Here is a 15,294-nt window from a genome sequence, read left to right as displayed (position 1 = left end):
GAGTTCCTGTTGGTGTGCGTAGGCTTTAATCTGATGAAATATCATAACAAAAAAACAAGAAAAAAAGCACAAGCATAAATAATGTTGATGGGTTTTCCACAATAGGTGTTTTCATAATGCCAAAAAACAGGGATAATTGGGAGAATTGAAACAATTTCAAAGTAAAGAAAAGAAAAAAGAGGTCGTAACCTCAATAGACAGATTCGTTTAATTAAAATCTTCTATTTCGTTACAGCCTCATTTACTTTTTATTTCACTTCAATTGGGTGAATGTTCCAGATTTCTTCTGCATATTGTTTGATCGTACGATCACTTGAGAAGAAGCCAGATTTCGCAATATTGATCAAGCACATTCTAGCCCAGCCGGCTTTATCTTGATAACGGTTTTGCACACGCTCCTGCGCTTCCTTATATGCATGGAAATCGGCAAGTACAAAGTACTCATCATTTTTAAACATCAGTTCATTGTATATTACGCGGAAGTCATTTGGATCATTTGAGAATGTTCCGTCTGTCAAGGCATCTACTACACGTTTGACATCATAATGATTGTTATAGTAATCCCAAACATTATATGCATTTTCGCGTTTTAAATGGTCGACATCTTCCACGCGCAGTCCAAAGATTTCTGCATTTTCGAATCCAACACGTTCTACGATTTCAACATTGGCACCATCCATTGTACCTAATGTCAAGGCACCATTCATCATATATTTCATGTTTCCTGTTCCGCTTGCTTCTTTTCCGGCAGTGGAAATTTGTTCAGAAACATCGGCTGCATTCATCAGAATTTCCGCAATACTTACATTGTAATTCGGAATGAATACCACTTTCATATACTTAGAAATCTCCGGATCATTGTTGACTTTATCCGCAACACAATGAATCAGCTTGATTACTTCTTTTGCGAATACATAACTAGCTGCTGCTTTGGCAGAGAAAATGAATGTACGCGGATAAATGCGGAAACTTGGATCTTCTTTCATACGTAAATACAGATAGATCACATGCATGATATTCAACAGCTGTCTCTTATAAGCATGCAGACGTTTTGCCTGCGCATCGAAGATTGAATTTACATCCACTTCAATTCCAACTGTTTTTTGAATGTAATCTGCCAAGATCTTTTTGCGTTCCAGCTTCACTTCCATGAACTTTTGCTGTAACTGCGGATCATCCACATATTTCATCAGATCTTCCAGACATTGCGGCTGTTTCACAAAGGCATCTCCGATCGTTTCTTTCAATAAAGATGTCAATTGCGGGTTGGAATATAACAACCAGCGACGATGTGTGATACCGTTTGTTTTGTTATTAAAATATTCTGGATACAATGTATAGAAATCTTTTAATACGTCTGTTTTTAAGATTTCTGTATGCAATGTAGCTACCCCATTCACGCTGTGTGATCCAACGATTGCCAGATGTGCCATGAACACTTGTCCATCACGAATGATTGCAACATTATTCATGATATCTGCATGTCCATTATGCACCAATTCAAAACGGAACCGTCGGTCAATTTCTTCAATGATCATGTACACACGCGGCAGTAATTCACGCACATACTGTACAGGCCATTTTTCCAACGCTTCGGCCATGACTGTATGGTTAGTGTATGCAATCGTATTTTTCACGATATACCATGCATGATCCCAATCGTAACCAAAATCATCCAATAATACACGCATCAATTCTGGTACACATAAAACTGGATGTGTATCATTTAACTGAATGGCAATTTTTTCATGCAAATTATCCAAATTTGGATAATTGCGCAAATGACGGCGAATAATCTGATTGATTCCCGCACATACAAAGAAATACTCTTGTTTTAATCGCAACAACTTTCCATGTTCCGTGGAATCGTCCGGATATACGTTTTGAGTAATTTCGTCTACTTCTGCGACATACTTGCTCAATTTGTCTGAAGTAACGAAATCAGGCGCGATCTCTGCATTCCACAAACGTAATGTATTTGTTACACGTGTATCATAACCTACTACTGGAACATCATATGGCACAGCACGAACAACAAAATTAGGAATATGGTTCACATGTGTCTTTCCATTTTCATCAAACCACATATCAACATGGCCGCCAAATTTTACATCACACGCATGTTTTGGTTTCCGCACTTCCCATACGTTTCCATACTGTAGCCAAACATCAGGCACTTCCACCTGTTCATTATTTTCAATTTTCTGTTTAAACAAACCAAACTGATAACGAATACAGTTACCGTGCCCAGCAAGGTTCAAAGAGGCAAGCGAATCTAAGAAACAAGCTGCCAGACGGCCTAAACCGCCGTTACCAAGGCCAGCATCTGCCTCCATTTCTTCTAACTCATTAATATTGATGCCAAGGTCAGCCAAACCATCCTTGACAATGTCGTAGATACCAAGATTCATCAGGTTATTCGTAAGAAGTCGCCCAATCAAAAATTCCATTGAAAAATAATACATTTCTTTTTCATGTTGCTTTTTGATGACTTGCTTCGTATCCATCCAGTTTACACTGGCATAATCACGAACCATTTCGCCCAGCACTATATATTTTTCTGTAATATGTGCCTCTTCAATTGAACGACCATAACGCTCAATGATACGACGCTTAAACTCTTCTACGAATTCTTTCTTGTTTTTGAATTTATTGAATTTGCTATCCATCGTTAGGCTCCTTTCACCTTTTACAAGCCACTTTATTTTACCCTTATTTATGGGATTTTGCAAATTTATTCACAGTATATTAGTGAATGCTTCCTTAGAAAGGCTACCTATTTCTGATTTCCATCGTTCTGTATTCTTTTTCAATACAGAGAGATAGACATTCTGCTTTCTTTATCCTTGTAAACGCTGGATCATTTCCCACAATGCTTTAGCAGAGTTAAAATTCTCTGGAATGATCTCTGGAGCTGTAATTTCTACATCAAATGTATCATTGATTTCCGCAACGATTTCCAAGATCGCAAAAGAATCTAATAATCCATCATCAATCAATGTAGTACAGTTTTCAAAATCAACATCCGGGCAGATTTCACTTAATAATGCAATTAATTTTTCCATAATTCCTCCATGTTATTTGTAATTTAAAATATTTGTTTCGAAACGATCACGCATCAGGCATAAGCCTTTTTCTTGATCATACAGATAAATTTTAGGCAGATCACGGCTCAAAAATAGGCTGGCTCCTTCACTCATTGAATATGCACCGACATTGGCAAATGCTAGGATGTCACCTATTTGCGCCTCTTGTAAAGGGAGCTGTTTGACCAAATGATCATTCACCGTACAAAGGGATCCGCAAATATGATATGGCTGTTTTTTGGGATCTCGCTTTCCATCATACAAATGTTGATAAAAAGGAATCTTCATTGCCATTCGTTGTCCAAAATAATTCATCTGGTGCATCCCGCCATCTACGATGCAATAATCAATATCATGGTTCCTTTTCATGTCTACGATCTGCGTGTAATACGTACCGCAGGCCGCGCTCAAAAAACGGCCGATCTCTAGTGTGATTTCACCAGAGTAACGCATGTTTTTCAATAACTCTGCAAAGCCTTTTAACAATTCTTCTTCATCATAAGGCTTGCTGTCTTGAAAATATTCTACGTAAAATCCTGGTCCAAACTCTAAGAGCTTCGTTTCATAATCGTAATCCTTACGTAAAGCTTCTATCAAATCGTCTAAATAACTCAATTCCAAAGCATATTGCGATAAACGTTTACGTTGTGTTCCAGAAAAATGCTGAATACCGATGATATCTGCATAAGGATAGGAACTGCGATCCTTGATCAATGCACGAAGAATATTTTCATCCATGCCGAACTGATTTCCACTAGTGATTCGCAGCAGTACCTTCACACAAATCTCTTTCTCTTTTGCTAATCCATGGATCAGCTGAAATTGCTGGTATGACTCAGCTGTGTAGATCACGCCATCCAAATAGTGATGCATTACATGTTCAACATCTTCTTTTGCTTTATATACACCAGAGAGCACCACTTTATTCATATCAATGCCTGCTCTTTCACAAATTCTTTGTTCGCCAGGCGAGCAGACTTCATAATGGTCAATTTCATCCTGAATAGCTTCGATGATGAAGGGATTCGCCTTCATTGCATAACAAAGATGAATCGAATCGGTGAAATACTTGCGCATCATCCTTATTCTTTTCAACAATATATCGCAATCGAATACATACGAAGGTGTGGTTATTTCATTCTTTACGAATTGGTAGTCTTGTATCATTTGTGATTCACCTCCCAATGCTTTTTCAAAGCGCTACGGTCAATTTTCCCATTTTTTGTTAAAGGGAATTGTTCTAAAGAAATGAAGTGATTTGGAACCATGAAAGCAGGCAACTTTTTCTTTAATTCTTTTACCAGCAATTTTTGTTCCATTGTTCCTTCATAAAAAGCCAAGATCTTTTCTTCTTCATATAAGCAGCAGCAGCGTTCCACACCATCTATGGCCGTCAATGCACACTCAATATCGCTTAATTCAATACGATGTCCCATATGCTTGATCTGAAAATCTCTGCGTCCGCTGAAATAAAGCAGTCCATCTTCTCCTATATAACCTATATCACCTGTGCGATAGATTATTTCTTGCCAATTCTCATTTAACGGGTTTTGTACAAAAGCTTTTCCTGTCTGTTCCGGATTTTTGTAATAGCCTAGTGCAACTGCAGTTCCGCTCACACAGATCTCGCCTTTTTCCATAGGATTACTGATCAAATGGTTCTGATCGTCCAGTAATAAGATGCGTTCGTTTTTAAATGGTTTCCCGATTGGAAGGACTGCTTTCTCTTTATCTTGCTCATTGACAATATGGTATGTGCAATTACAAGTAATCTCAGTCGGTCCATACAGATTGACATACATAGCTTGTGGCAATACGCTTTGCCAAACATGCAGTTGTTTCATCGGCATGATTTCTCCGCTGAACATGATCTTTTTTAATTTTGCAGGCACACGATAATCAAAAGCTTTCAACGTAGATAAAATACACAAAGCACTTACTGCCCAAATCAAAGTAGTTACTTCCCTATCGCAAAGAAAATCAATCAATTTGCTTGGCATAGAAAAATAGGCTTTTGGAATGATCTGCATGGTCGCACCGCAACAGATCGTTGAATAAATATCTTTCACAGACACATCAAAATCCCATGGTGCCTGATTACCGATGACATCTTCGCTTGTAATCGCAAATGTCTCTGTAAATACATCGATGAAGTCAATAACGCTGCGATGGCAGACAACAACTCCTTTTGGTTTTCCTGTCGAACCAGAAGTGAAGATACCATATAAAGGGTCAATATCTAAATGAGCATTTCGAATCTGCTTTAGAACTTCTTCGTCAATATCATTTTCCAACTGTTCTAATTGTATTTTTTCCACCGAAAGATCCAGCTTTGCAAGGCGATTTTTTTCTTGTTCGCTAGTCACTATTTGTCTTGCCTGCAAAGTTTCTAAAATTTGTTCGATTCTTTCTTTGGGATGACGAAGATCCAGCATGACATAGAAACATCCTGCATAAGCAATACCAAATAACAAACAAATCGTATCGACCCCTTTTTCCATATATACGGGAATCGGTGTACGTGGTTGAAATTGTTTTGTCAGTGTCGTTCCTATTTTCTTTGCACGTAACAACAGCTGATGATACGTAATTTCCTGCTTTTGGTCACTAAATGAAATTTTATCTGGATACTGCGTTGCACTTTTCTCTAAATACTCTAATACATTATTCATTGTTATCTCCATTATCGAATTACTTCGTCTATATTTTTATAGTTTATTGTAAAATCTTCGTCTTCATTCCATTTATTTCTAAATAATGCATACATTTTTTGATAACTTTCATATTCTTGATCCCACATTTGCTTTTGTCTATCTGAATAATTTTCTTTCAAATTAAAATCTTTTTTTAGTAATCGACATAAATATGTAGTTGTTTTTTCTTGACCAAACATATTTAAATGATCCCTGTCAAAATAATCATGATTGACATCCAAATTCATTTTCTTTGTTTCCATGTCAAAGTCATAAACTTTAATATTCTTATTTCTAGCGATTTCAATTGCCTGATTTAGTAACTCTCTTTCATATAAATGCTTTTCATCATAAAATTTTGGCATTGCTACAAAAGCAACTTTATCAGTTATTCCCTCTTTTTTTAAATAGTCTAATAAATTTTGAAAACGATCTCCAGATAATTTATATAGGTTTCTTTTTTTATGAAATTTTGAGACACTTACTATATTTTTCCTATTTGGTTTTCTTGTTGAAGTTTGCATGCCATATACAACCAGATGATTTTTTGTCAATTCTGACTGCAAATCTAAATATGCCGTTTTTAAACACGATGGTATATTTTTCCAATTCTCATGATATTTTAAAATCGGATAACGATAGGTATCTTGATCACTCGTTGGAATCAATTCATTTAATACCTCGTCTTTATTAGGTGTCGTAGGCATATTATCTATCCAATATCGTGTCATGCCTTCTCTTGTTTCCATTTTTTCATCATAAAGTACACTATTTAGATCTATTAAAATCACTTTGGGATCTTGTGTTCTTCTGACCTCTTGTATCATTGACTTTAAAACACCCATGGGAACTCCTGAAGTAGCTAACACATAGCTTTTAATTTTCTGCTGATTCCAAGCAAGAGGAGAGCTATAACCATTGTAAAAAAGAGAACTTCCGACTAAAACAACGTCTAAACTATTTTTTTCAATTCTATAAAAATTTCTAACTCTCAATTCATTTGAAGATCCTTGTCTCTCAAGGATGAATGAGCTAGCAAAAAAACTAAATATGATTATAGTGCATAAAATTATTAATTCTATACAATTCTTATACTTTTTCATTTTTCACCTCTAAAACTGCATATATACAAATTGAGTAGGATTCAATCCAGCACCATACATTCCAAATAAAATGATTGAAATACACACAGCGAAATATATTGTCCATCGGACTATACCAATTCTACAATCTATCCAATCTCCTACTGAAGTATATTCTTGCAACAAGTCAACTCCAAACAAAACAATTAAACTCATCACTAAAACGATCCAATTCCACTTATCCAACCCGAACGATAATAATTCTTTTTTAATTTGAATATTTATGTTAAAATCATTGAACACTTTATAAATCATATACAAACTATCCTGTACTGTGATGCTTCTAAAGATAACACATCCTATACATGTAATTATAAACGTACGCAAAATTTGAAATAATTGAAATCCCTTTGATTGTACAGAAATATGCAGTTTCTTATTCATAGCTTCAAAAACCGGTTTCATCATTCCGCTAACAGCAATTAAGACACCATAGAATAGTCCCCAGATGATATAGTTCCAATTTGCTCCATGCCAAACACCGACCAGAAAGAATACGAGCAAGTTTCCTAATGCAATTGGCAGTGTACGGCCAAATGACTTGCCAAAACGCACTTTCGCTTTTTTTCCTAAATTACGCACTCCTTTGGTTAGCGAAAATGGATAAAAGACATAATCTTTCATCCATGCCCCCAAAGACATATGCCATCTTCTCCAAAATTCAGGTATTGTTCTTGAAAAATAAGGCCTTCGAAAGTTTTCTGCCATATTTATACCCATTGTTCTTGCACAACCTCTGGCTATATCAATACAGCCAGAAAAATCTGTGTAATCTTGAATTGCATAAAGAAAGATTCCAACTGCTACACCTACTCCTGAAATATGAGCATAGTTTTCAAATACATAATCAGCGATTATAGCAACACGATCTGCAATTACCATTTTCTTAAAGTAGCCCCAAAGCATCAATTGTATGCCTCTTCTTATTTGAAATGCTGAAGACTTTTTTTCTGAAAATAATTGTGGTGCCAGATCATTGTAACGACCAATAGGTCCTTCTATGATCTGCGGAAAGAAAGAAACAAATAATGCAAGCTTTCCTAGATTTTTTTCAGCTTGCGTTTTTCCCCAGTACACATCAATCAAGTAAGACATCGTTTGAAAAGTATAAAAGGAAATACCTAAAGGCAAGATTAAGTTCAACGTTGGTACTTGGCTGCCTAATGTCAATTGCTCAAAAAGTGCATTCATATTTTCAGCAAAGAAATTAAAGTATTTCAAAAATACCAAAATACCAAAATTTAAAATCAATACACTGATCAAAATTCGTTTTTTATATTTTTTTATCTGTTCTTTTTTCAGTTTGATTACTTTCGGATTGCCTTCTTTTTCTTTTGACAACATCTTTTCATATTGATGATATTTTTCAATCCATAAAGCTCCAATCCAGGAACTCAGTGTTGTAATCAATATGAAGATCAGAAATTTCACACTTGCATACAAATAAAAGAAATAGCTAGCACATAATAAGAACACCCATTTATACCTTTTCGGAAACACAGAATATCCAATAAAGACGACTAAAAAGAATGTTATAAATGTAATTGTATTAAAAGCCATGAAATCCCTCATTTCTACTAAGACAAAGTAAATTTCAACTCATCTTTCGTATTTCATTATAGGTTAATTTATTACATTCTGCCGTAACACTATTGTTATGTTAATATGACTATTTTGTCACATTGTAGCTCTTTATTTCGTATTTCCATGAATCCTCTCTCATAAAAAAACTAGATCCCCATCATCGGAAGAAGATCTAGTATTCTTTCACACTTGATTAAGTTACAATCTTTTTTATTTTTGGCAGTTTCATTATTCCTATTGTGATTAACGTACTTGGAATCAAAATAAGAATTAAAAATATAAAGATATATACTATTGAATAAGGAAAATGTATATAATCCTTTGCGATATCAACAAACATCGGATGAACCAAATAGATTCCAAATGTATACGAGCCCAACGTGTTCAATATAGGAAACCTTGTTTCTTTTATTTTATAATTCAAGATGAATATTGCAATCGAAGCAATCATCAGAAACAGCTCACCATAAGTTAGAAAACGTACCTTAAACCCCCCATTGATGATGGAATCTGCATAAGTTAGTACACTGATACAGCTGATAGACAGAAGAAAAGCAATTATCAATGCCCAGTTAGGAACTTTATTTTTGATATCTTCTTTTCTCTTATATATAATATATCCGGCTACATAATAACCTAACCAGTACGTACCCTGCAGTATAGGTACTTTATATTCTAAGCTAACATTATATCCTTTCAAATCCATCAACAAGGTCAAGAGATTTCCTCCGCCAGCCAATAATAGCCAAAGAAGCAAAAAATAATTTTCCATCGATCTATTCATATGCTTTATCATAATGTTTGCCAATGGATAAGAAATATACAAACCTATTAACACATAAAGATACCAGAGATGATTCTTCATAGGTTCGAAAACATAGTATATCGGATTTAAGCATTGATCTTCCTGCAGATACCATCCGTTCCAAACAAAGAAAATGATTGACCAAATCACTAAAACATATACATAATGGATAATTTTGGATCTGACTTTTTCCAAGGTGTAAGATTTTTTTAAACATAACAAGCCTGAGATCATAAAAAATAAAGGTACGCCTAATCTAGCAATAGAATTCAATACAATCAAAACAGGAAATTTTTTTAGGTCCATTACTCCATTTTGATACAAATAAGCATGTGTTATATGAACCATTATTACTAAAATGCATGCTGCGATACGTAAACGAGCAATATTATAATCAAACTTTTTATCAATCTTGCTCATAACTCTTCTTTCTCCCCTCCTTTTCAAAGAAAACAATATTTTTTCATTTCTCCTAGCTTAAGATATGATCGATCAGTTGTAGGGTACGATACAAATTTTTCCCGTCTTTCCAGTCCAAAAATTTTTCACACAAATACTTTTCATTGCCTGGAACACGTTTCCTGATCAACTCAACTAACTGCTGTTCATTTTCAGCGATACAGCCCTTCATCAATTGACGATAATCTACAAAACATCCTCTTTCATCTAAATATTGATCCAGATCCGGAACGAAATAATAGATTGGTTTATTCAATAAAGAAAAATCAAAAATAATTGAAGAAAAATCAGATATCAAGATATCAGTTATGCTAAACAATTCATGTAAATCTTGCTGGTTCATATTATATACACGACGATCCTTGCTTATGATTTCTGTTTTTAATAAAGGATGCAGTTTAAATAAAAATGCATATTCTTCCCCTAACTGTGTAATGATGAAATTTACATTGATATTAACTTTGCGCATTCCCTGATAAATATCGCCACGAAAGGTCGGTGCATACAAAATCACCTTTTTCCCTTTCAATTCCGGGAATTGCCGATATAATTTCGTCCTGCTCTTTTCTATAAAATTCTTGTTACATAAATGATCTAAACGAGGCATTCCAATCGCTTTTACCTGTTCTTCTTTAACACCAAAAGCCTGGCTATAGGGTTTTATCCAGTATTTCCCATTGCATATTACAAAATCATAATTAGAGATGGGGTATTCACGCGGAATAGCATTACCAAATTTTTTTATTGCACCCGCAGCATGCCAGACCTGTAAGATCTTGACGCCTTTTCGTTTAAACTTACTGACTACGTAATTATTATCATTAATAATCACTAATGTAGAAGTATTGATGACAAATATTTGTTTGATTGTATTTAAAAAATATAAAAAATTCATCCACAAGCTATTTTTCTTAAAATTAGTCAATACTGTTACTAAATGGTATTTATTCGTATCAAGACCGTCATAAATTAATTTCAAATCAGATTCCAATTTTTTGCTTTCTAATGATATAAAAGCAATTTTATTTTTCTGTATCGGTCTTAATCGTATAAATACATTGCATATGCTAAGTACGATATTTAAAATCAGCTTTTTAATTCCCATACTTATCGCTCCTTAAATACAATATCAACAACTCTCTTTGATGCTTTTCCATCCTCATGTTCATTAAAATACGCATTAAATGAATTTAATTTTGAATAATCATATGTTCCCGAAACAATATCTTTTAACATTGCTTCCTCTTCCTGATAAATTTTCCCAGGCAGATCTTTGTTCACATCAATATAAAAGCCACGCAGTTGATCCTTATAGCTTTCCATATCATACATATAAAAATATATCGGCCGCTTTAATATGGCAAAATCAAAGAAAACACTAGAATAGTCAGTAATTAGTACATCTGCTATCAGATATAGTTCACTTATCTCGGCATCTGCGTCAATATTGTACAAGAATCCTTCCAGACGTTTATCTGCTGCATAGTGATTAATAATTAAGTAGTGCGGTTTAAACAAAACAACATACTCATCATTTAAATACTTTTTCCACTTAAAAAAGTCTGCTTGCAGTTCAAAGGTATATCCGGCATTAGTGAAAGAGTTGTCTCTCCATGTAGGTGCATACAGAATCACTTTTTTACTTTCAGGAATGTTAAGCTTTTTTTTGATACTATTTTTTAGGCATTCATCTGCATTTATCAATATATCATTTCTCGGGTAGCCTGTTTCAATCAGTCTGCATTTATCAATTCCAAATGCACTTTGAAACACCTTCGTACAGAACGAATTAGGCGCAATCATGTAATCATATTTTTTCACATCATCATCATAAGTAGATTTCATTTCATCTGAGGATAGCCCAGAACGATAAAACTTCGCATCTCCAGAAACATCTATGTCGTGCGCCAGTTTTTTTAAAGGTGTTCCATGCCAAGTTTGCAAATATATTTGGTTTTTTTTCTTTAAGATATATGACGGCAATTTACAGTTGCTGATCCAATAAGTACTTCTGGCAAGATAAAAGAAATATTGCAAACTAAGATATCTGATTGATTTCGTGTTCTTATTAGTAAATGTCTGCGGCTTTTTTAATGCCCAAATAAAATGAAAATTATTAAATTTTTGATCATTTATAAGATATTCATAAATTGCCTTAGGATTATCTAGACATCCCCTGCCATGAAAAGCAATAAATAGTACTGTTTTTTTCTGGCAAGGTATCCATTTATAAAATGCTCTGTATCCAAAACGAACAACCAATGTTATTAATTTTTTTAATATCCTGTACATATGGAACTTCCTTCTATTAGTTTTCTAATAATTGATCTAAAGATGTCACATCTTTGATTAACTGAAAATGACAAGCGGGATACTTTTCAATTAAATGTTCATACGATTGCTTATCTTCCACGAAAATCTTGTCAAATCTTTGATAGATTACAGTAGAAATTTTATCATTAAATTCTTGTCCAGATGGAAAATATAAAATTTTCTTTCCTTTCATCTGTGTAAACAATAGCAGTCGGAAAAACTTTTTTTCGCCAATCAAAAGCGTTACATCAAAAGTTATGTCATTAAAAATTCTTTTGCATTCATCCGTAAAAATAGAATTGATCTTTCGCTTAAATAAGGCATACACGAATTTAAATCGCAGCAAAACAGATAACAATACTCGTTCTCCCATTGTAGTAGAAGCAAATTTGAATAATTGTCCATAATATTCATAACCAGAAGGCAACCTCAGCAATTCATATTTATGTTTATATACATTTGCATTAATATAAGTCAAATAATAATTATAACGTTTCGTATCGCTTCTCTGTGTTAAGCTAAAAAACTTTTCATTCAAAAAGTAGGAGGACAAGTCGTTTACCACAGATAAAATATTTTTATTTCCATTATTAGGCATATTTACTAATTCAATATCCATATTTTTACCTAAAATGATCTGATTGCAAATCTTTTCACATACATTGGCTGAGTCGTATTTGGCATATTCTTCAATAAAGCTGTCATACTGGACATCATTTTTACTGTTTATAGCCTCAATCAAATCATCTACTGTCTCTACCATTGGAAAAGGAAGCGCATTAAAATTGATATATAAACCTCTTTCTCTCATATAAGCTTCTTTGTCATAAGCAAATAATATAATTGGCCTGCTCGTGCAAGCAAAATCAAAGAAAACGCTTGAATAATCTGTTATCAGTATATCTGCAATATTTAAGAAATCATATGTCTCGAATTCTTTAGGAAACATTTTAATATTCTCTAATCCGTCAATCTGCACAAAGTCTTTTAAATACGGATGAACGTTAATGTAAAAGAGTTGATTTGCCAGCAGCTTTCTTGAGATTAATCTTAATTTTGCTTGCAAATCAATCACATATTCATCGTTGTCCTGATTGTTCAAAGTTCCTCTCCATGTCGGCATATAAGCAATAATCTGATAATTAGACAAACCCAATTGTTCTTTTATTTGTCTTCTTCTATCATCATTGAAAAATATAGAATTTCTTGGATAGCCTGTCAGGGCGATCTGATTGTGACTAATGTTTGCAAGCATGTAGTCTTCTACCATATGATTCATCATATATACACTTGGATATAAAAGATAGTCTGCAGCATTAAAATTCTTCTGCAAATTACCAATATTATAAAAATCTTCCTTTGTTTTTTTGCCTAGTGTTTTCAAAGGTGTACCATGCCAGGTATTAAAATATATCTGACCTTCACGTTTCGTAAAATATACCGGAAAACTTGTATCATTGAACAAGTATTTGGCTGTGGCCAATGTACGCAAGTATTTATTGCTATTTACCTTTAATAAAGCAACATGTTCAATATTATAAAATTTTATTTTCTTCTCGAATTCTTCTATTCTCTTTGCCGAAACACTGACATACACTCGATACTTATTATAAATAGGCTTTTGCAATTCTTTTAACAAATAAAACATATTACCGTCAAGATCCTCACCATGTTGTGAGTCCAACAATATGCTGCAGGCGTCTATTGGTTTTTTCTTTGCATAGTGAAGGTATTTTGCTCCGCTTTTCTTTTTAAACAAGGTCTTGAAAAATTTTTTTAGTTTTCTCATCAATTTGTTGACTTTTGTTATAACCTTCAAAAGCAGCGACATGACCTTCCAATATGTTTTTGATATGTATCGTTTTTTATTTCTTTTTTTATTTTCATAATAATAGTTGTGTTCTTTCCAGTTTGGAAATTTCATATCCAAATATTGAAAACATGCATCAATATATTTAAACTTTAATTTTAAATCGGACAAAGAAACATTTGCATTCATTCGAATATACATATGATTCAAATAAATAAATAACAAATAATCTTTAAACTGATCATACACATTGATTTCTTTGGTAAATTGAATCAAAGAATCAATTGCTGGAATAATATCAAAAAAACGTTCACTAAACTTTGCAGTTAAAGATAGTGAATTCCATTTCATATAATAATATAAAGGCTCATCAACTTTCGAAATTCGATTGGCCAGGAAAAAAAGCTTATAAGTAAACTCTAGATCTTCAAATATGCGAAAATTTTTAAAACGTATATGATTTATTTCTATCAGATCACGCTTGAATATTTTATTCCAAAGATAAGGCACACCATTTACAAAAATATCGGGATCATCATATACACTTTTACCATAATTATCCATATATCCCTTTTGATATGCCCGCAGTGTTCTATTTGTAGCAACATAATATCCACAAACCACAATATCGGAAGCCGTATCAATTGCTGCACGATAGAGCTTTTCATACATGGTATTTGAAATAAAGTCATCACTGTCTACAAATCCAATATATTCTCCCTCTGCTAGGTCCAAAGCATAATTTCGCGCCTTACCTGCGCCACCATTTTCAACTGTTTTGCTTTTTATTATATCTGGATATAATATTTGATATTCATCGATTATCTTTTGTGTATCATCGCTGCTTCCATCATTAATAATAATAATTTCTAGATCCTGCAATATGGTTTGGGACAATAATGAATGCAAACTCTTTTCAAAGAAATCCTCTCCATTATATACAGGAACAATGATACTTACTTTCTTTCCCATTGTATTTCCTCCTTGATAAGAAATCAAAAACTAATTATTTTTTATTTCTTCTTTTAACTGACTTGAAGAAATACCCTCTGTTCTTGGGAGATAAACTACCTCGCAGTAATCTTTCAAAAAGTCAAATTTTCCTTTCCAATCATCTCCCATGACAAATACGTCTACATTATATTTCTTTACATCGTCAATTTTTTGTTCCCAGCTAGTTTCGGGAATTACTTTATCAACATATTTAATAGCTTCTACGATTGCCATACGATCCGTATCTTTTATTTTGCAAACTTTTCCTTTTCCCCGGTTGAATTCATCGCTGCTGACAGCTACGATCAAATAATCTCCCAATGCTTTCGCACGCTTCAAAAGGTTAAGATGACCGATATGAAATAAATCAAATGTCCCGTAAGTAATCACTGTTTTCATTTCCATTTCT

11 protein-coding genes are annotated in these 15,294 nt (G+C 33.6%); all 11 read right to left on the bottom strand.

Features of this window, described 5'->3' with window-relative positions; translation table 11 throughout:
- Positions 1-248 precede the first annotated feature (248 nt).
- Positions 249-2,669, bottom strand: a complete 2,421-nt coding sequence (locus BQ9859_RS02640; protein WP_075876731.1) for a glycogen/starch/alpha-glucan phosphorylase — start codon at positions 2,667-2,669, stop codon at positions 249-251.
- Between the two features lie 171 nt (positions 2,670-2,840).
- Positions 2,841-3,065: an acyl carrier protein gene (locus BQ9859_RS02635; RefSeq protein ID WP_075876730.1), complete on the bottom strand. Its 225-nt coding sequence runs from the start codon at positions 3,063-3,065 to the stop codon at positions 2,841-2,843.
- A gap of 12 nt (positions 3,066-3,077) precedes the next feature.
- Positions 3,078-4,253, bottom strand: a complete 1,176-nt coding sequence (locus BQ9859_RS02630; protein WP_075876729.1) for a diaminopimelate decarboxylase family protein — start codon at positions 4,251-4,253, stop codon at positions 3,078-3,080.
- Positions 4,250-5,758 carry an amino acid adenylation domain-containing protein gene (locus tag BQ9859_RS02625; protein ID WP_075876728.1) on the bottom strand — a complete coding sequence of 503 codons (1,509 nt, stop codon included), beginning with the start codon at positions 5,756-5,758 and terminating at the stop codon, positions 4,250-4,252. Before BQ9859_RS02625 ends, BQ9859_RS02630 begins: the two co-directional genes overlap by 4 nt.
- A gap of 11 nt (positions 5,759-5,769) precedes the next feature.
- Complete coding sequence (locus tag BQ9859_RS02620; protein ID WP_143404363.1) at positions 5,770-6,882, bottom strand: hypothetical protein; 1,113 nt, start codon at positions 6,880-6,882, stop codon at positions 5,770-5,772.
- Positions 6,883-6,891: 9 nt separating this feature from the next.
- A complete protein-coding gene (locus tag BQ9859_RS02615; protein ID WP_075876726.1) occupies positions 6,892-8,481 on the bottom strand; it encodes an MBOAT family O-acyltransferase in 1,590 nt (529 codons plus the stop codon).
- 217 nt (positions 8,482-8,698) lie between these two features.
- Entirely contained in the window at positions 8,699-9,730 is a 1,032-nt protein-coding gene (locus tag BQ9859_RS02610; RefSeq protein WP_075876725.1) for an acyltransferase, read from the bottom strand.
- A gap of 52 nt (positions 9,731-9,782) precedes the next feature.
- Positions 9,783-10,874, bottom strand: a complete 1,092-nt coding sequence (locus tag BQ9859_RS02605) for a CDP-glycerol glycerophosphotransferase family protein (protein WP_075876724.1) — start codon at positions 10,872-10,874, stop codon at positions 9,783-9,785.
- A 2-nt stretch (positions 10,875-10,876) separates the two neighbouring features.
- The gene (locus tag BQ9859_RS02600) at positions 10,877-12,061 is read right to left on the bottom strand and encodes a CDP-glycerol glycerophosphotransferase family protein (protein ID WP_075876723.1); all 1,185 of its coding nucleotides are present in this window, start codon (positions 12,059-12,061) and stop codon (positions 10,877-10,879) included.
- Positions 12,062-12,077: 16 nt separating this feature from the next.
- The gene (locus BQ9859_RS02595; RefSeq protein ID WP_075876722.1) at positions 12,078-14,864 is read right to left on the bottom strand and encodes a CDP-glycerol glycerophosphotransferase family protein; all 2,787 of its coding nucleotides are present in this window, start codon (positions 14,862-14,864) and stop codon (positions 12,078-12,080) included.
- Positions 14,865-14,894: 30 nt separating this feature from the next.
- Positions 14,895-15,284 carry a glycerol-3-phosphate cytidylyltransferase gene (tagD, locus tag BQ9859_RS02590; protein ID WP_075876721.1) on the bottom strand — a complete coding sequence of 130 codons (390 nt, stop codon included), beginning with the start codon at positions 15,282-15,284 and terminating at the stop codon, positions 14,895-14,897.
- Between the last annotated feature and the right edge of the window lie 10 nt (positions 15,285-15,294).

It is taken from the genome of Merdibacter massiliensis (assembly GCF_900155395.1).
Taxonomy (GTDB): Bacteria; Bacillota_I; Bacilli_A; order Erysipelotrichales; family Erysipelotrichaceae; genus Merdibacter; species Merdibacter massiliensis.
The sequence above is the reverse complement of the archived record's forward strand: the minus strand, read 5'-3'. Positions and strand labels throughout refer to the sequence as shown.

Bases quoted from the DNA above. Each gene is read 5' to 3' on its own strand.
- BQ9859_RS02630 (WP_075876729.1), bottom strand. From the start codon at position 4,253: ATGATACAAGACTACCAATTCGTAAAGAATGAAATAACCACACCTTCG.
- BQ9859_RS02640 (WP_075876731.1), bottom strand. From the start codon at position 2,669: ATGGATAGCAAATTCAATAAATTCAAAAACAAGAAAGAATTCGTAGAA.
- BQ9859_RS02625 (WP_075876728.1), bottom strand. From the start codon at position 5,758: ATGAATAATGTATTAGAGTATTTAGAGAAAAGTGCAACGCAGTATCCA.
- BQ9859_RS02615 (WP_075876726.1), bottom strand. From the start codon at position 8,481: ATGGCTTTTAATACAATTACATTTATAACATTCTTTTTAGTCGTCTTT.
- BQ9859_RS02610 (WP_075876725.1), bottom strand. From the start codon at position 9,730: ATGAGCAAGATTGATAAAAAGTTTGATTATAATATTGCTCGTTTACGT.
- tagD (WP_075876721.1), bottom strand. From the start codon at position 15,284: ATGAAAACAGTGATTACTTACGGGACATTTGATTTATTTCATATCGGT.
- BQ9859_RS02595 (WP_075876722.1), bottom strand. From the start codon at position 14,864: ATGGGAAAGAAAGTAAGTATCATTGTTCCTGTATATAATGGAGAGGAT.
- BQ9859_RS02620 (WP_143404363.1), bottom strand. From the start codon at position 6,882: ATGAAAAAGTATAAGAATTGTATAGAATTAATAATTTTATGCACTATA.
- BQ9859_RS02605 (WP_075876724.1), bottom strand. From the start codon at position 10,874: ATGGGAATTAAAAAGCTGATTTTAAATATCGTACTTAGCATATGCAAT.
- BQ9859_RS02600 (WP_075876723.1), bottom strand. From the start codon at position 12,061: ATGTACAGGATATTAAAAAAATTAATAACATTGGTTGTTCGTTTTGGA.
- BQ9859_RS02635 (WP_075876730.1), bottom strand. From the start codon at position 3,065: ATGGAAAAATTAATTGCATTATTAAGTGAAATCTGCCCGGATGTTGAT.